Raw genomic sequence first — 16,790 nt, 5'->3', positions numbered from 1 at the left:
TCTTTCGTCGCCGGACGCGCATCCTGGTTGCGAGAGCACCGCTCTCACAACCAGAACGGAAGCAGGGACCATGTCGCACCACCACCTCGTCATCGGCGCCGGCCCGGTGGGCCGCCACGTCGCCGCGCTGCTCGCCGAGCGCGGCGAGCACGTCACCGTCGCCACCCGCTCGGGTCGGGACACCGGCCTGTCAGGGGTCGATCACCTCGCGCTCGACGCCTCCGACGCCGAGGCCCTCACCCGGGCAGCCGACGGCGCCGCCGTGCTGTACAACTGCGCGAACCCCGGCGACTACACCCAGTGGGAGCGCACCTGGCCACCGCTCGCGGCGTCGATGCTGACCGCTGCCGAGCGGACCGGAGCCGTCTACGCCATCACCGGGAACCTGTACCCGTACGGCCCGGTCGACGGCCCGATGCGCCCCGACACACCGGACGCGGCGACCGACCACAAGGGGATCCTCCGCGCACGGCTGTGGGCCGATGCCCTGGCCGCGCACCGTGCCGGACGCATCCGCACGGTCGAGGTCCGCGCTTCGGACTACGTCGGGCCGGGCATCGGGGCGAACGGACACGTCACGCGGGTGCTGCCGGCCGCACTGCAGGGGAAGGCCGTGACGATGATCGGCAGGACCGACCTGCCGCACACCTTCACCGACGTGCTCGACGTCGCCAGGACCCTGGTGGCGGCAGCCTCGGACGAGCGCACGCACGGCCGCACGTGGATGGTGCCGAGCAACGCTCCTCGCACCCAGCGGCAGGCACTGACCGAGGTGCTGGCAGCGGCGGGCAAGGCACCCGTGGGCGTCCACCGGATGCCCGCGGGGGTGATCCGTGCGCTCGGGCTCGTGTCGCCGATGATGCGGGAGCTCGCCGAGATGAGCTACCAGTGGACCGCACCGTACGTGGTCGACGATGCCGAGAGCCGCGCGGTGTTCGGCATCGAGCCGACCCCGTGGGATGAGGTGTGTCGCCGGACCGTGGCGGGGGTGGCGTGAGGCGGGCTGGGTGGCGGGCTGCGCCGCCGCCGAGGTTCCACAACATGCCGCCGGTGTGCCGCCGAGGTTCCACGGAGTGACCGAGAGAGCGCCGACACTCCAAGATTTCGGAACCTCGGGCCCCGCCGCACGACCCCCCCCCCGCACGACGCCCGCGCCCGCCCCGACCCCCGGAACACAGGACGGGGTGGGACGCGCCGTTGCGTCCCACCCCGTCCTGCCTCGGTCTGCCGGTCAGATCACCAGCAGCCGCGAGTACTGCGCCGACGACAGCTGCTGCGCAGCCCCGCCGGAGGCCGGCACGCGCCACAGCCCGGCCGAGGGCCCGCTGTCGACGTTCGCGAACACGTCGCCGTCGTCGGAGGCGGCACCCGTGTTCGCCCCGCGCGACCCCGCCGTGATGCCGGAGACCGCCACGGTGGACTTCCCACTGGAGCCGACCACGAGCTTGTCCGGGATCGTGCGGTCGACCTTGCAGCCGGCCGGGCTGGTCGGGTACTCGGCGGGGGCGCTGCACCACTCGGCGGACTGCAGCAGCGAGAACCCGTCGGCGTTGGCGGCCGCGTACTCGAACGCCAGCCGGGGCTCGATCCGCGTCAGCGCCGTGGCGCCCGGCTTCAGCTGGTACCAGGCCCACGAGCCGGCGCCACCGGGCGAGCGGATGTCGACGTACACGTTGCCGTGCGAGTCGGCGAGGACCGCTGCGGGGTACCCGACGCCGGAGCTGCCGGGGAGCGTGATCGCCCGTGCGGCCGTGCCGGTGCCCACGACGATCGGGGAGATCTGCGAACCACCGACGGCGACGACCTTGCCGTCGGGGGTGACGGTCCAGAACCGCTGGCCGCTGCCCGTGGCAGTCAGGTCGAGCACGGTCGTCGCGGTGGAGCTGCCGACGGGGAGCTTCTGCACGGCCCCCGTCACCGAGTCGATCCAGTACAGGTTGCCGGCGACGTCGGAACGCAGGTCGGGGGTCAGGTGCAGCCCGGTCGCCAGCGTCCGCGTGGCACTTCCGTCGGCGGGGTGGAACAGGATCGAGGTCAGGTCCGCCGAGGGGGTGAACACGTCACCGACGTCGTCCGCGGCGAAGCCCGTCCCCTTCGCGGCGACGACCTTCCCGGCGCCGGAACCGTCCTCGGCGAAGCGCACGACGTTGCCGGACGCGTCGAGGGCGAAGAGCGACTGCGTCGTGTCGACCACGGACGGCGTGGTGTAGCGGACCAGGATCGTGCGGCCGGACTTCTTCGCGCCGATCGCCCGGACCGAGAACTTGTAGGTCGTCTTCGGCGTCAGGTCACCGAAGCGGTCGGACCGCGCCTTCGCCGGCAGCCGGTCGACGCCGTTGCCGGGCTGCTGCTGCGCGGGGGCGATCGTGACCTTCCAACCAGTCACCTTCGCGCCCGACTTCGGGGCGCCCCAGGTCACGGTCGCGCTGTCGCCGGCTCCGGTGACCCGGACGGTGGTGGGCGCTCCGGGCGCCGAGGACGAGGGGGCTGCCGTCGCCGGCGCCACTCCCCCGATGACGAGCGCCGCCGCTGCTGCGACGGTGATGAGTGCTCGGTACACGTTCGTTCCCCTGCCTTCTCCGCGGCTCCCTGCGTCACGGCTCCAGGTATCACAGCACCGCTCGGGCGCCAGGGGAACGGATCCGAGCGTGATCTGCGGTTCCCCGCACCGCAAAGCTGGTGACGCAAGGCCGGCACGCGGGGCGGCCCGCGGCGGGAGACGCGACCGGACGACGGACGGGAGGCACGGTGCCAGCTGGCACCGTGCCTCCCGTCAAGAGGTGGTCGCGTCCAGGACGCAACTCGCGTCGACGACGCGACTCGCGTCAGTAGCGCGGCTTGCGCTCCGGACGCTCGTCGCGGCGGCCACCACCACGGCGGTCGGGCTTGATCTCGATGAGCTTTCCGCTGATCCGGGTGTCGGTCAGGCGGTCGAGCACGCCGCCGTCCATGTCGGCGGGCAGCTCGACGATGGAGAAGTCCGGCTGGATGCGGATCGCACCGAAGTCGTCGCGGCGCAGGCCACCCTCGTTGGCCAGGGCGCCGACGATCTGGCGCGGCTCGACGCGGTGACGGCGGCCGACCTCGATGCGGTAGGCGGTCATCGGCTGCGAACGGCGGGGCGCACGGTCCCGGTCGCCACCACGGTCGCCGCCACGGTCGCTGCGCGGGCCGCGGTCGTCACGTGCACCGCGGTCGTCGCGCTCGCCACGGCGGGCGTCGCGCTCCATCTGCGTGCGGAGGGCGTCGTCGGCTGCGGTCAGGAGCAGCGGCGAGTCGCCCTGCGCCACGACGGCAAGGGCGGCGGCGACGTCGTCCGAGGGGACGTCGTGGTGCTCGACGTAGTGCGCGATGACGTCGCGGAAGGCAGCGATGCGACCCTGGTCCTCGAGCGCCGCGGTGATCGCGTCGTCGAAGCGGGTCAGGCGCGTCTCGTTGACGTCGTCGATCGTCGGCAGCTGCATCTGGGTGAGCGGCTGCTTCGTGTGGCGCTCGATCGCGGAGAGCAGGCGACGCTCGCGGGGGGTGACGAAGCTGATCGAGTCACCCGAGCGGCCGGCACGACCGGTGCGGCCGATGCGGTGCACGTAGGACTCGATGTCGACCGGGATGTCGTAGTTCACGACGTGGGTGATGCGGTCGACGTCGAGGCCACGGGCGGCGACGTCCGTGGCGACGAGGATGTCGAGCTTGCCGGACTTCAGCTGGTTGACGGTCCGCTCGCGCTGGGCCTGGGCGACGTCACCGCTGATGGCGGCTGCGGCGTAACCACGGGCACGGAGCTTCTCGGCCAGGGTCTCGGTCTCGCTCTTGGTGCGGACGAAGATGATCATGCCCTCGAAGTCCTCGACCTCGAGGATGCGGGTCAGGGCGTCGACCTTCTGCGGGTACGAGACCATCAGGTAGCGCTGCGTGATGTTCGCGGCGGTCTTCGTCTTGGTCTTGACGGTGATCTCGGCCGGGTCCGTCAGGTACTGCTGCGAGATGCGGCGGATCTGGGCGGGCATGGTCGCCGAGAACAGGGCGACCTGCTTGTCGTCGGGGGTGTCCGCCAGGATCGTCTCGACGTCCTCGGCGAAGCCCATCTTGAGCATCTCGTCGGCCTCGTCGAGCACGAGGTACTTCAGCTCGGACAGGTCGAGCGTGCCCTTCGCCAGGTGGTCCATGATGCGACCGGGGGTGCCGACGATGACGTCGACGCCGCGGCGCAGGGCGGACAGCTGCACGCCGTACGCCTGACCGCCGTAGACCGGCAGGACGTGGACGTGCTTCATGTGCGACGCGAACTGCTCGAACGCCTCGCACACCTGCAGGGCGAGCTCACGCGTCGGGGACAGCACGAGGGCCTGCGGCTTCTTGCTGCCGGGCTCCATGCGGGACAGGATCGGCAGCGCGAAGGCGGCGGTCTTGCCGGTTCCGGTCTGCGCGAGGCCGACGACGTCGCGGCCGTCGAGCAGTGTGGGGATGGTGGCTTCCTGGATGGCGGAAGGGGTTTCGTAGCCGATGTCCTTGACGGCCTTGAGCACAGCATCGCTCAGGCCGAGATCGGCGAAGGTCACCACGGGCCCCTCGTCGGTGGTCTCGGTGGTGGTGGCGGTGTCCGTGCTCATACACCAACGGTATCTCGAATGCACGCTCCGCAGTGACCGGGGGGCGTGCGGACGGGAGGAACGGGGCGGGCCCGCCCCGCGCCTCCCGTCCTCTTGTTGGTCACGTCACGGGCGCGTGGTGCCGATCCCGAGGACCGCGTCGGCCCGGTCGTTCAGTCGCGTGAGCATCTCGGCGAGCGAGCGCAGCTCGTCCGAGGCGAACTCCTCGGTGAGGTCGTCGAAGACCTCGGCGCCGGCGGCGTCGAGCTGGTCGAGCAACTGCTTGCCCGCGGGTGCGAGCGAGACCAGGGTCGCTCGGCCGTCGGCGGGGTCCGGCGAGCCGACCAGGTGCTCGGCCTCGACCAGCGACGCCACCCGGCGACTGATCACCGGGCGGGACAGGCCCGTCGCGTCGGCGATCGCGGTCGCCCGGACGGGTCCGTGACCGGCGACGGCACGCAGGATCACCCGCGCCGTCGGGTCGAGCCCGCCGCGGGACTCGATGAGCGAGGAACGCAGGGTCTGCCGGACCCACAGCCGGTCGAGCTGGGATCGCAGGAGTCGCTCGGCGGCACGCCGGTCGTCGCACATGGGGCCAGCGTAGTGGGCACATTTAGTTGCTTGCTGGAAGCAACAGATGTATCGTTGCGCGGTCTGCAAAGTTACACAGCACGAAAAAGGAGTTCGATGACCGCCACCGCACCCGTCCAGGTGCAGCACGGTCGGCACACCGCCGAGGCCCCAGCAGCCTCCGGCGGGACCGGCCCGCAGCCCCTGATGACCCACCGCCAGATCCTCCTGGTGATCTACGGCCTGATGGCGGGCATGTTCCTGTCGTCCCTCGGCCAGACGGTGTTCGGCACGGCGATCCGCACCATCGGCGACGACCTGCACGGCCTCGACCAGCAGGCCTGGGTCACCACGGCCTACCTGATCACCTCGACGATCGCGACGCCGATCTACGGCAAGCTCTCCGACATCTTCGGCCGCCGGCCCCTCTACATCTTCGGCATCGTCGTGTTCATCCTCGGCGCCGTCCTGTCGTCGATGTCCACCTCGATGCTCATGCTCGCGGCCTTCCGCGCCGTGCAGGGCATCGGTGCCGGTGCGCTCATGTCGCTGCCGCTCGCGATCATGGGCGACATCCTCGCCCCGCGCGAACGTGCCAAGTACCAGGGCTACTTCCTCGCCGTGTTCGGCATCTCGTCCGTCATCGGGCCGCTCATCGGTGGGCTGCTCGCCGGTTCCTCCGAGATCCTGTGGATCACGGGATGGCGCTGGGTCCTCCTGATCAACGTGCCGATCGGTGTCGCCGCGCTCCTCATGGTCATCGTCTTCCTGCACCTGCCGAAGGTGCACAGTGCCGACGACGCGAAGCCCAAGGTCGACTGGTGGGGCGCGACCGCCGTCATCGTCACCCTCGTGCCGCTGCTGCTCGTCGCCGAACAGGGCCGCATCTGGGGCTGGGGCTCCCCCGCCGCCATCGCCTGCTACGTCGTCGGGGTCGTCGGCCTGATCGGGCTGCTGCTCATCGAGTCGAAGATGGGCGACGCGGCGATCATCCCGCTCAAGCTCTTCCGCTCGGGCACGTTCTCGATGGCGACCGTCATCGGGTTCCTGGTCGGCTTCGCGATGTTCGGTGCGATGCTCACCATCCCGCTCTACCTGCAGATCGTCGTGGGGCTCACCCCGACCGAGTCCGGCTTCGCCACGCTGCCCCTGGTCGGCGGTCTCATGATCGCCTCGATCACGAGCGGTCAGATCGTCGCCCGCGTCGGCCGCTACCGGATCTTCCCGGTCATCGGCACCGCGCTCGTGTCCGCCGGCTACGTCGTCCTGACCTTCATGTCGATCGACAAGCCGCTCTGGTTCCTGATGATCGGCATGTTCCTGATCGGCCTCGGCCTCGGCTCGGTCATGCAGTCGCTGACCCTGGCCTCGCAGGGCTCCGTCGAGGCCCGTGACATGGGCGTCGCCACGTCGTCCGCCACGTTCTTCCGGCAGATCGGTGGAACGCTCGGCACCGCGGTCCTGCTGTCCATCCTGTTCTCGGTGATGCCGGCGAACATCCTGCACGCCACCGCGAACGAGAAGGACCTCGGCCCGGCGCTCGACGCCGCGCTCAACCCCACCGTCGCCAGCGCGAAGGCGAACCAGGGCGCGATGGACAAGATCTGGACGCCCGTCGTCACCCCGCTGACGAAGACCGTGCAGTCGCAGCTCGACGCCGCCTCGGCGAAGGCGACGCAGGCCGCCGATGCCGCGGTCACCGAGCAGGTCACGGCAGCCGTGCAGCAGCAGGTCGCCTCCGGTGCGGTCCCCGCCGCCTCGGCCCAGTCCGTCATCGACCAGCAGGTCGCAGCGGCGACGCCGGCGGCCGAGCAGTCAGCGCTCGAGCAGGTCGCCGACCAGGCACACGCCAGCGTGCAGGACGGCACCGTGTCCGTCGACTGGTCGAACGCCTCGCAGCGCTCGTACTGGGTCGACGAGCTCACCCCGGAGCTCGCGAAGAAGATCGACGACGGCAACACCACGAGCGACAGTGCCACCAGCACGAACGACACCTCGTTCCTGACCGGTGCCGACAGCCGCCTGACCCGGCCGTTCATGGCGGGCTTCAACGCCTCGTCCGTGACGATCTACTGGGTCGGCCTCGGTGTGATCCTGCTCGCGTTCGTGCTCACCTGGTTCTTCCGGGTGCCGCCGCTGCGCCAGCGATCCGCCCTGCAGGAGCGTGCCGACCTGTCCGCCGAGGCCCAGCTCGAGGCCGAAGCCGGCGCCGCCGCTGCCGACGCCGGCTCGTTCACCGGTCCGATGACCGGGTCCGTGCCGACCGGCTCGGTGCCCACCGGATCGGGTTCGACCGGATCCGCGCCGACGCACCGTCGGTGACCGACCGGGCCGTCCGTGCCGTGCCCCCTTTCCGGCACGGGCGGCCCACCAACCCCCACCACCAGGAGTCCACGTGATCACCACCCCGGCAGCTGCAGTGGCGACGGAGCCGTGCACCCTGCGGGAGCGCAAGAAGCAGCAGACCCGGCAGGCGCTGCACGACGCGGCCCTGACGCTGGTGTCCGCGCACGGGCTGGACGGCGTCACCATCGAGCAGATCTGCGCCGATGCCGACGTCTCGCCCCGCACCTTCTTCAACTACTTCTCGTCCAAGGCGCACGCCGCCCTCGGACTCGACTCCGTCGAGGTCCCGGAGCCTTCCGCAGCATGGTTCACCGAGGCTCGTGGCGGCCTGGTCGACGACCTCTGCACCCTCGTCGCGGCGACCGTACCGCTGTCCCAGGACCGCCGCCGGATGAAGGAGCTGCTGGTCCTCCGGCCCGAGATGTCGTCGATGGTGATGCAGTGGATGGCCGAGTCGCGCCAGTCCCTGCTCAGCGTCGTGGGCACCAGGACCGACGACCAGACCGCACGCACGGCGGTGACGCTCGTGATGTCGGCGCTCAGCGAGGCCGCCCACCGCGACTCCGTGCGGAACAACGACGAGCTCGCGGTGCGGCTCCGGGCCGTGGTGCGCGAGATGGCGGCGCTGGCGTCCTGAGGGGGTCGTGCGGGCCGCCGCGCGGAGCGTACCGAGTCGTTTCGGGCGTACCGGGTCGGAACTTCTGACCAGGTGCGCCCGATTCCGCTTCCCATCGCACGCGTTCTGGGAAAGAACGTCAGGTGGTGGCGACGCCTGCTGGCCGCCGAGCTGGCCGGTGCCAGATGAGCGCGGCGTTCGCGGAGTCGCGGGCGAAGCGGAGCACCCGCAGCACCACGATGTCGTGGTCGCCCGCGCGGTGGACGGCCTCGACTGAGCACTCCAGCCACGAGTGCGCGCCGTCGAGCAGGATCGCTCCCGCCCCGGTGTCCGTGGACGGCACGCCCAACAGTCGCTGCGCCCGGTCGCGGGAGGCCAGCTGCCGGGTCTGCGCCGCGTGCCCCTCGGCGAGCACGGAGATGCCGAGCACCGGCGCGCAGGCCAGGTCCGGCCAGGTCGTCGACGAGTGCTGCACGGCGATCGTCGCGAGCGGCGGGTCGTACGAGACCCCGACGGTGAAGGACGTCGCCACCATGACGACCAGCACGCCGTCGACCCGGGCTGCGATGGCGGCCACGACGGAGGGGACCTCGGCGATCGCCTCGCGGATGTCGAGCGGGTCGTCGGTGAAGTCGTGCTGCATGGTGGTTCCTTCGTTCAGGAGCGGGCGAGCAGGGTGCGGGCACGGCGCTCGTCGGCACGCATCGCGGCGACGAGGGCGTCCGGCCCGGGGAACGTGCGCTGCCGCCGGAGCCGACGGCCGACGGTGAGCTCGACGGGGGTGCCGTACAGGTCGCCGTCGAAGTCGAGCACGTGGATCTCGACGGTGCGCGGCCGGTCGGCGAAGGTGCTGTTGCTGCCGATCGACACGAGCGCCTCACGGGCACCGGACCAGGTCGGCGCGGTGAGCCAGCCGACGTAGACCCCGTCCGACGGAACAGCGCCCGCGTCGTCGGGCAGCAGGTTGGCGGTCGGGAACCCGAGCCCGTGCCCGACCCCGGCGCCGTGCACGACCGCGCCGGTCAGGACCGCCGGCGCTCGCCCTGGCAGGGACGCCGCCGCCACGAGTGCCCCGAGGGCCGCCAGCGCCAGGGCACCGAGGGCAACCGCGTCGGTCGACACCGCGAGCAGCACCGCGGTGACCGTGCTGCCCAGGACGGCACCGAGCTGCTTCACGGTGTTGAAGGTGCTCGACGCCGCACCGATGGTCGCCGGTCCGGCCCCGAGCACCGCCGCGAGCGAGAACGGCGACCAGACGAACGCGTTCGCGACCCCGAAGCCGGTGAACGCCGTCGCGACCGCCCAGAGGGGTGCGGCGGTCCCGATGAGCACGGCGGTCAGCGCCACCGAGACGACGAGCAGGACGGCGCCGATGGTCGCCGTCGCACGGGGGCCCGCGGTGTTCGTCGTGCGGCCGACGAACGGTGCGGCGGCCAGGCAGGCGACCCCCATCGGCACGAGCACGAGGGCCGCGGCACCCGGTCCGAGACCACGTCCGTCCTGCAGGTCGAGCATGAGCGGGATCGGCGCCGACCCGACGCAGAACGACGCAGCCGTCGCGCCCCACGAGCCGGTCACGAACCCGCGGTCGCGGAACAACCCGAGCGGGACGAGCGCCCGGTCCCCCGCGCGGCGCTGCACCGTGAGCACCGCAGCGACGACGAGTGCGCCGAGCACCACCAGACCGACCCGCGGCAGGGGGGCGGCGAGGACGCCGTCGCCCGTGCCCTGGACACCGACGACCACCGCGAACACCCCGGCGGTCACCCCGACGACGGCGAGCACCGGCAGGGGCACCGCGATGCGTCGGGACACCGGCACGAACCGCAGCACGGCGCCGGCGGTGACGATGCCGACGGGCACGTTCACCAGGAAGACCGACGGCCACCCCCACGCCTCGACGAGCACGCCGCCGACGATCGGGCCGGCGACGGTCGCCGCACCGCCACCGGCGCTCCAGACGGCGAGCGCGACGGCGAGTCGGGGTGGTTCGAACAACGAGCGGATCACGGTCAGGCACTGGGGTGTCAGCAGCGCGGCACCGACGCCCTGCACGGCGCGCCAGACGATGAGCGCGCCGATCCCCGGTGCGAACGCGCACCCGACCGACGCGACGGTGAACACCGCGAGCCCGAGCAGGTAGACCCGGCGGTGCCCGAAGCGGTCGCCGAGCCGTCCGGCGACGAGGAGCGGCACGGCGAACGCGAACAGGTAGGCGCTGTTCACCCAGACCGACAGCGACGCGTCGGTGCCGAGGTCGCTGCCGATGTCCGGCAGGGCGACGGACACGATCGTGCTGTCCAGCAGCAGCATGAAGAAGCCGAGGCAGAGCCCGCCGAGCGCGAGCCACCGACGGGCCGGGGTCACCTCACACCGCCAGGTTCTCGCGGAGCGTCGACCCCGGGTACCGCGGCGCCAGGGCACCTCGGGCACGCAGCTCCGGCACGAGCAGCTCGCTCAGGTCGGCGAACCCGGTGGGCATGCCGAGCGGGCTGGACAGCATGTAGCCGCCGCGTCCGCCGGTGGCCGCGAAGTTCTCCTGCAGGGCGTCGGCGACCCCCGCGGCGTCGCCGACCAGCATGTGGTCGAGGCCCGTCGCAGCACGCCAGCCGTGCTCGAAGAAGTCGTCGCGGTCCATGGTGTGGTCCTCGCCGAACTCGGCGACCAGGCTGCCGACCAGGCCGGCCGGGCTCGCCTGCGCGGCGACGATCTCGTCGCGCAGCTCGCCGAGGCGGAACGTCTCCGGGAGCGTGGAGAAGTCGTACCCGGCGTTGTGCGAGATGAAGGTGCCGACGGCCTCGCGGTTCCAGAACGACAGCAGCGAGTCACGGCGGGCGGCGGCCTCGGCGTCGGTGGCGCCGACGATGACCTGGGTCGCCCAGAGGATCCCGACGCCGGACGGGTCCCGACCGGCGTCGGTGAGCGCTGCGTCGAGGGCGTTCCGGTGCCGGAGCTGTCCGGCGACGCTCGACCCGAACCCGAACACCAGGTCGGCGAACGACGCGCTGGCGGCGATGCCGCGCGGCGAGTTGCCGGCCTGCACGACGACGGGGTGCCGCTGCGGACTCGGGACGCTCGCGAGCGGGCCGCGCACCTTGAAGAAGCGGCCGTCGTGGTCGATCGGGTGCACCCCGGCCGGATCGGCGAACCGGCCGGTCGCGCGGTCGCGGACGATCGCGTCCGGGGCGACGGAGTCCCAGAGCGCACGGCAGACGCCGATGAACTCCTCCATCCGTTCGTACCGCAGGTCGTGGTCGATCAGGTGGTCGGACCCGTAGTTCGCCGCGTCCGCGCCCCGCGACGAGGCGACGACGTTGAACGCCATCCGTCCCCCGGTGACGTGGTCGAGCGAGTTGAGCAGTCGGGCGACGGAGAAGGGGTGGGTGAACGTGGACGAGTAGGTGAGCCCGAACCCGATGTGCTCCGTGACGGTGGACATCGCGGCGATCACGGGCGACATGTCCTGCCGGGGCCACTGGATGCCCCACTCGACGGCCGGGTCGATGCTGCCGCGCCACGTGCTCGGCACACCGGACCCGTCGCCGAAGAACAGCATGTCGACGCCTGCGCGCTCGGCGGTCCTGGCGACCTCCATGTACATGCGGACGTCGGGGAAGTCCTGGCCGACCCAGCTGCCGGCCGCTGCCCACCGCCCCTCGGTGTGGGTGAAGGACAGGTCGTAGGCCAGGTGCATGCCGCTCATCGGGCACCCACCGGCGAAGCGGACGCAGACCCGGACGCAGACGCAGCAGCAGCAGCAGCAGCAGCAGCAGCAGACGCAGACGCGTCAGCAGCCGCGCGCCACAGCGCCACCGTCTCGTCGGCGTCGGTCACGACGCCCACGTTGAGGTCGATCAGGGTGAGTGCGGCGTCGTGCACGTCGGTGTCGTACGCGGCGGTGGCGTCCTGCGGGACCACCACGTGCCAGCCGAGCTGCATCGCGTCCTGTGCGGTGGCGAGGACGCAGCACTCGGTCGTGAGTCCCACGACGGTGACCCAGCCGATCCCTGCGGCGGTGAGCCGGGCCTCCAGGTCGGTGCCCAGGAACCCGCTGTAGCCGCGCTTGACGACGCGTGTCTCACCGGGCTCGGGCGCCGTGCGGTACCACTCGGCGCCCTCCGTGCCGATCCGGCAGGGCTCGTCGTCCGGCATCGGGCCGTCCGGGTCGCCCCCGCGCAGCCACGTGCTGGAGCGCCACGGCCGGGCCGGGTCGCTGCCGAGTTCGACCCAGACGACGGGGACGCCCGCTGCGCGGGCCTCGTCGACGAGCGAGCCGATGCGGGTGACGGCGGCGGCCACGGCGACGGACGCGCGGTCGTCGAGTCCGTAGGGGGCGATCCGCGCCGGCTCACCGAAGTCGCGCTGCACGTCGACGACGACGAGCGCGGGGCGGAGCGGAGCGGACAGCAACTGCGCGAGCCGCGGGTCGCGACCCGCGTCGGGTCCCCCGGTCACCGGACGACCGCCGCGTCGTGCTGGCGGAGCGCCGGCAGGACGGTCTCCCCGAACAGCACCATGTCCTGGTCGTACTCGGGGAAGATCAGCATCAGGCCGTCGAGCTCGCCCCGGTCGACGATGTACTCGATGTGCTCGATGACGGTCTCGGCGGACCCGGCGACGTACGCGGTCTGGAACGCGTCCTCACCGGCAGCACCGTCCGCCCAGGCACGCGCCTGCTCGGCGGGGACGCCCCACGACGCCCGCATCGAGGCCAGTGCTTCGCGGTCGACGCCGGCACCCCACTCGCGCACCTTCCGCTGCGCGGCGGCGTCGGTCTCGCCCTGCACGACCGTGAGCATCGAGTAGGTGCGGCACTCGCGTCCCTCGGCGGCGGCGCGGTCGTGGACGTCGCGGGACAGGTCGCGCATCTCGTCCAGGCTGTCCGCTGCCAGGAAGGCGCCGTCGGCGTGCTTCGCCTGGAACGCCCGGGCTGCCTCGGACTTGCCGGCGCTGATGATGGTCGGCCGCGATGCGGGGTGGGGGCGGGACTCGCACGCGTCGAGGTCGAAGTACGGCGTGTGCATCGTCACGCTGTCCTCGGTCCACAGGCGCGTGACCGCCTCGGTCCAGAGCTCCGTCATCCGGTACCGGTCGGCGTGGCTGAGGGCCGCGTCCCAGATCCCGAACTGCTCGAACTCCGCCGCGTAGGCGCCGTTGACGATGTTCATGCCGGCCCGGCCGCCGGAGACGTCCTGCAGCGTCGTGTACATCTTCGCGGCGACCGCCGGGTTGTGGACGTTGGCGTGCATCGTCGCCCAGATCTTGACCCGCTCGGTGGCCTCGGCGATGCCGGCCATCATCGTCATCGACTCGAGGGAGCGACCCCAGTGGTCGGTGGAGCCGCCGAAGCCGCGCCACTTCGCCATCGACATCACGAAGTCCAGGCCGATCGTCTCGGCGTGCAGCGCCGCGCGCTTGTTCCACGCGTAGGTCGCCTCGGGGTGGGGTGCCGTGGTGGAGAGCATCCACCCGCCGTTGCCGATCGGGAGGAAGATCCCGTACTCCTTCGCGGGCATCTCACGCCGCCTTTCTGGTCGTTGCGGAACACTCGGTGACGATGGCGCTCACGGTGCCGGCCACACGGTCTCGCCGTCCTTCGTGATGGCGTCGATGTACTCGTTCGTGAACCAGCGCTTCGCGTCGTCGGCGGTCACGGAGCTCTTGACGATGTCGAACTGGTGCAGCATGTCCACGAGCTTCGTCACGTTCTCCGGGTCGATCCCGCCGAGCGGCTGGTCCGGCGTCGGGTTGTCCGCGATGACCTTCGTCTCGGTGGTCCAGATCTTGGTGTTCTGGGCGGTGTCGTAGGTGGCGCCGGACAGCTTCGCGGCGTACCCGACGCACTGCTTGGTCTTCGCCTCGCTCGCGGAGCAGAAGTCGTAGGCGTGCAGGGCTGCGCGCAGGACGTCCTCGACCGCGGTCGGGTGCGCCTTCGCGAAGGCGGGGTTCACGGCCATCGCACCGATCGACGAGGGGATGTCGTAGTCGACGGGCTGCCAGACGGTGACGTCGTCACCGGCGGCCTTGAGCAGGTTCGGTTCGTTCGACACGAAGCCGGTCAGCGCCTCGAGGCCGTTCTGCTTGCGGGGCAGGACGGACGGGTCGTAGCCCTCCTTCACGAGCGTGAGGGAGTCCCACTCGACACCGGCCTTCTCCATCATCGCCCGGACCGAGGCGGGGACGTAGCCCTTGTGGCCGACGACCTGGCCGTCGAGCTGCGGCAGCTTCGTGATGTCCTTGTTCGTCATCAGGACGTCGAGGCCGGCGTTCGAGTACGACGAGATCCCGGTGATGTCGATGCCGTTCGCCCGGGCCTGGATGAGGTCCTGCTCGGCGACGGCGGACACGGTGGCCTGGCCGCTGGCGAGGAGCTTCGTGTTCTGGGCGGTGTCACCCGAGCCCGGCTTCAGGGTCACGTCGAGGCAGAGGTCCTTGAAGTAGCCGAGCTCGTCCGCCGCGATGTACTCGAGGATCGACGCCGACGACTGGTACTGGTAGCCGGAAAGGTAGGTGATCTTGCCGGCGTCCTTGTTCTCCTTGCACCGCTCGGCCGAGATCGCGCTGCCCTCGGACGAGGTGGTTCCGGCGCTCGAGCCGGTGCTGCAGCCGGTGAGCGCGAGGGCGACGACGGCGGTGGCGAGGGCCGCGAGTGCGGCCTTGGTGCGGTGCTGCATGGTGCTGTGCTGCATGGTCACTCCTGTGGGAAGAGATGGGTGGTGCAGGGCGGGTGCGGGTGGGTCGGTGGGTCGCCGGACGTCGGCCTGGAGGCGCGGCTGACGTCGCGCGGGCAGGCTCGCGCCGGCGGGTGGTGCGGCAGGGCCGCGGGGCGGCCGCGTGGTGCGGCCGGCGGACCGCGCGTCAGTCGTTCGCGGTGCGGTGCCAGTGCAGGACGCGCCGCTCGACGACCGTGATGAGTCCGAGCAGGACCACGCCCATCACCGCGAGGATCGCGATCGCCGCGTAGACGACGTCGAGCTGGTTCATCGACGACGCCGTGCTGATCACGGTGCCGAGGCCGCCGGTCGAACCCGAGGCGGACAGCTCCGCGACGACCGCGCCGATGATCGACAGCGGGAACACGATCCGCAGGGCCGCGAACACGAACGGCAGGGCGTTCGGGATCCGCAGGTGCACGAGCATCTCGAACCGGGAGGCATCGATCGTCTTGTACACCTGCAGCACGGGCTGCGGCACGGACCGCAGGCCTGCGGCGGTGTTGATCAGGATCGGGAAGAAGCAGATGAGCGCCGTGATGACGAGCTTCGGCAGCGGCCCGAACCCGAACGCCACCACCAGGGCCGGGGCGATCGCGACGAGGGGCGTGACGTTCAGCACGATGGCGATCGGCATGACCGCACGGCGGACGATCGGCAGCTCACTCGTCAGCACCGCGAGCACGAAGGCGGCGAGGAACCCGATGGCCAGGCCGACGAGCGACTCCGCCAGGGTGATGCCGGCGTTCTGCAGGTAGTAGGGCAGCTGCGTGGCGAGGGTCTCCCCCACCGCGGGCAACGGCGGCAGCAGGTACGGCATCGCCGTCGCGCCGATCTGCCAGAGCACCGCCAGGACGGCGAGCATCACGACGAGGGGCAACCAGACGGTCGGTCGGAGCCAACCGGGCACCGGTCGGCGCGCGGTGCGTCGTTCGGCGTCGGCCGTGGTGGCGGTCGCGGCGGGCGTGGAGGTGGTGGTGGCGCTCATGGTCCCGTCTCCCTCAGGCCGCATCGGTCATGCGCCAGGCGCTGTGCAGACGGGTCCGGACCAGGTCTTCGTACTCGTGGAACCGCTGTTCCTCGAACAATCGCTGGTTGCGCGGGCGGGGCAGGTCGATGTCGATGACGTCGACGATCCGGCCGGGGCGCGGCGCCATCACGACGACGGTGTCCGACATCCGGACGGCTTCGGACACCGAGTGCGTCACGAAGAGCACCGTCGTGCGCAGCTCGTCCCACAGGTCGAGCAGCTGGTCCTGCAGGCTCTCGCGGGTGAACTCGTCGAGCGCCGAGAACGGCTCGTCCATCAGCAGGACGTCGGGGCGCAGGCCGAAGGCCCGGACGATCGCGGCACGCTGCTGCATGCCGCCGGACAGCTGTGCGGGGAGCTTGTCCATCGCCTCGCCGAGTCCCGCCATCCGCAGGAGTTCGCGCATGTCCGGGCCGGTGCCGGTACTGCGCTCCTCGAGGTCCTCGATGGCGGCACGGCGGCGACCGGCACCCGGGTTCACGCGCCCGGCGAGCGACACGTTCTGCAGCACGGTGAGCCAGGGCAGCAGCGCCGGCGCCTGGGGCACGAGTCCGATGAGCTTCGCCGCGCAGGCCTGGGCCGGTGTGACACCGTGCACCCGGACGTCACCGCGGTCGGCGGGCTCGAGCCCGGCCACCAGGCGGAGCAGCGTCGACTTCCCGCAGCCGCTCGGGCCGATGAGCGACACGAACTTCCCGGGCTCGATGGTCAACTCGACGTCGTCGAGCGCGACCATCGCGCTCGGGCCGCTGCCGTACACCTTGCGCACCGCGTCCACGCGGACCGCTGATGTGGTCATCCGTTCCTCCATACCGTCGGCGAGCACGCAGGCTCGGTCTCGTATGGCGGAGAGCGTGCGTCGCGAGCTCGGGTTGGTCTGCGACGCGGAAATCCGCTGCTGGTGACGAGGCTAGGACGCCCGTGTT

14 protein-coding genes are annotated in these 16,790 nt (G+C 71.4%); 3 read left to right on the top strand and 11 right to left on the bottom strand.

Features of this window, described 5'->3' with window-relative positions; genetic code table 11:
- Nucleotides 1–70 precede the first annotated feature (70 nt).
- The gene (locus EDF47_RS13365; RefSeq protein WP_131878120.1) at nt 71–997 is read left to right on the top strand and encodes an NAD-dependent epimerase/dehydratase family protein; all 927 of its coding nucleotides are present in this window, start codon (nt 71–73) and stop codon (nt 995–997) included.
- 234 nt (nt 998–1,231) lie between these two features.
- Here EDF47_RS13365 and EDF47_RS13360 read toward each other — a convergent pair whose 3' ends face one another.
- The 3 genes from EDF47_RS13360 to EDF47_RS13350 all read right to left on the bottom strand — a co-directional run bounded on the left by EDF47_RS13360 (nt 1,232) and on the right by EDF47_RS13350 (nt 5,180).
- The gene (locus EDF47_RS13360; protein WP_131881954.1) at nt 1,232–2,560 is read right to left on the bottom strand and encodes a fibronectin type III domain-containing protein; all 1,329 of its coding nucleotides are present in this window, start codon (nt 2,558–2,560) and stop codon (nt 1,232–1,234) included.
- A gap of 265 nt (nt 2,561–2,825) precedes the next feature.
- Nucleotides 2,826–4,610, bottom strand: a complete 1,785-nt coding sequence (locus EDF47_RS13355) for a DEAD/DEAH box helicase (protein ID WP_131881956.1) — start codon at nt 4,608–4,610, stop codon at nt 2,826–2,828.
- A 105-nt stretch (nt 4,611–4,715) separates the two neighbouring features.
- A complete protein-coding gene (locus EDF47_RS13350; protein WP_131881958.1) occupies nt 4,716–5,180 on the bottom strand; it encodes a MarR family winged helix-turn-helix transcriptional regulator in 465 nt (154 codons plus the stop codon).
- Nucleotides 5,181–5,276: 96 nt separating this feature from the next.
- Between EDF47_RS13350 and EDF47_RS13345 the strand changes: the two genes are divergently transcribed.
- Complete coding sequence (locus tag EDF47_RS13345; RefSeq protein WP_131881960.1) at nt 5,277–7,481, top strand: MDR family MFS transporter; 2,205 nt, start codon at nt 5,277–5,279, stop codon at nt 7,479–7,481.
- A 73-nt stretch (nt 7,482–7,554) separates the two neighbouring features.
- Complete coding sequence (locus tag EDF47_RS13340) at nt 7,555–8,142, top strand: TetR/AcrR family transcriptional regulator (RefSeq protein ID WP_123939119.1); 588 nt, start codon at nt 7,555–7,557, stop codon at nt 8,140–8,142.
- Between the two features lie 118 nt (nt 8,143–8,260).
- Here EDF47_RS13340 and EDF47_RS13335 read toward each other — a convergent pair whose 3' ends face one another.
- The 8 genes from EDF47_RS13335 to EDF47_RS13300 all read right to left on the bottom strand — a co-directional run bounded on the left by EDF47_RS13335 (nt 8,261) and on the right by EDF47_RS13300 (nt 16,663).
- Nucleotides 8,261–8,764, bottom strand: coding sequence for a flavin reductase family protein (locus EDF47_RS13335; protein ID WP_131845214.1), 504 nt, complete (start codon nt 8,762–8,764; stop codon nt 8,261–8,263).
- 14 nt (nt 8,765–8,778) lie between these two features.
- On the bottom strand, nt 8,779–10,488 hold the full coding sequence (locus tag EDF47_RS13330) for an MDR family MFS transporter (protein ID WP_243649829.1): 1,710 nt from the start codon (nt 10,486–10,488) through the stop codon (nt 8,779–8,781).
- Nucleotide 10,489: 1 nt separating this feature from the next.
- A complete protein-coding gene (locus tag EDF47_RS13325) occupies nt 10,490–11,824 on the bottom strand; it encodes an NtaA/DmoA family FMN-dependent monooxygenase (RefSeq protein ID WP_123939121.1) in 1,335 nt (444 codons plus the stop codon).
- On the bottom strand, nt 11,821–12,576 hold the full coding sequence (locus EDF47_RS13320) for an isochorismatase family cysteine hydrolase (protein ID WP_131845213.1): 756 nt from the start codon (nt 12,574–12,576) through the stop codon (nt 11,821–11,823). The genes EDF47_RS13325 and EDF47_RS13320 overlap by 4 nt, the downstream gene beginning before the upstream one ends.
- Nucleotides 12,573–13,637 (bottom strand): LLM class flavin-dependent oxidoreductase, encoded by a 1,065-nt coding sequence (locus tag EDF47_RS13315; RefSeq protein ID WP_131845212.1) that lies wholly within the window; start codon nt 13,635–13,637, stop codon nt 12,573–12,575. Before EDF47_RS13315 ends, EDF47_RS13320 begins: the two co-directional genes overlap by 4 nt.
- Nucleotides 13,638–13,685: 48 nt before the next feature.
- Nucleotides 13,686–14,810 carry an ABC transporter substrate-binding protein gene (locus EDF47_RS13310; protein ID WP_243649828.1) on the bottom strand — a complete coding sequence of 375 codons (1,125 nt, stop codon included), beginning with the start codon at nt 14,808–14,810 and terminating at the stop codon, nt 13,686–13,688.
- 169 nt (nt 14,811–14,979) lie between these two features.
- Nucleotides 14,980–15,822 (bottom strand): ABC transporter permease, encoded by an 843-nt coding sequence (locus tag EDF47_RS13305; protein WP_207896064.1) that lies wholly within the window; start codon nt 15,820–15,822, stop codon nt 14,980–14,982.
- Nucleotides 15,823–15,835: 13 nt separating this feature from the next.
- Nucleotides 15,836–16,663 (bottom strand): ABC transporter ATP-binding protein, encoded by an 828-nt coding sequence (locus EDF47_RS13300; protein WP_123294748.1) that lies wholly within the window; start codon nt 16,661–16,663, stop codon nt 15,836–15,838.
- Nucleotides 16,664–16,790 lie beyond the last annotated feature (127 nt).

It is taken from the genome of Curtobacterium sp. PhB190, assembly GCF_004365385.1.
Classification (GTDB): Bacteria; Actinomycetota; Actinomycetes; order Actinomycetales; family Microbacteriaceae; genus Curtobacterium.
Note: the sequence above shows the minus strand (reverse complement) of the source record. Positions and strands in the feature narration are given on the sequence as shown.

What these genes read in the sequence shown, in the direction of transcription:
- EDF47_RS13335 (WP_131845214.1), bottom strand. Translation starts at nt 8,764, where the DNA reads ATGCAGCACGACTTCACCGACGACCCGCTCGACATCCGCGAGGCGATC.
- EDF47_RS13310 (WP_243649828.1), bottom strand. Translation starts at nt 14,810, where the DNA reads ATGCAGCACAGCACCATGCAGCACCGCACCAAGGCCGCACTCGCGGCC.
- EDF47_RS13305 (WP_207896064.1), bottom strand. Translation starts at nt 15,822, where the DNA reads ATGAGCGCCACCACCACCTCCACGCCCGCCGCGACCGCCACCACGGCC.
- EDF47_RS13355 (WP_131881956.1), bottom strand. Translation starts at nt 4,610, where the DNA reads ATGAGCACGGACACCGCCACCACCACCGAGACCACCGACGAGGGGCCC.
- EDF47_RS13315 (WP_131845212.1), bottom strand. Translation starts at nt 13,637, where the DNA reads ATGCCCGCGAAGGAGTACGGGATCTTCCTCCCGATCGGCAACGGCGGG.
- EDF47_RS13300 (WP_123294748.1), bottom strand. Translation starts at nt 16,663, where the DNA reads ATGACCACATCAGCGGTCCGCGTGGACGCGGTGCGCAAGGTGTACGGC.
- EDF47_RS13345 (WP_131881960.1), top strand. Translation starts at nt 5,277, where the DNA reads ATGACCGCCACCGCACCCGTCCAGGTGCAGCACGGTCGGCACACCGCC.
- EDF47_RS13365 (WP_131878120.1), top strand. Translation starts at nt 71, where the DNA reads ATGTCGCACCACCACCTCGTCATCGGCGCCGGCCCGGTGGGCCGCCAC.
- EDF47_RS13350 (WP_131881958.1), bottom strand. Translation starts at nt 5,180, where the DNA reads ATGTGCGACGACCGGCGTGCCGCCGAGCGACTCCTGCGATCCCAGCTC.
- EDF47_RS13325 (WP_123939121.1), bottom strand. Translation starts at nt 11,824, where the DNA reads ATGAGCGGCATGCACCTGGCCTACGACCTGTCCTTCACCCACACCGAG.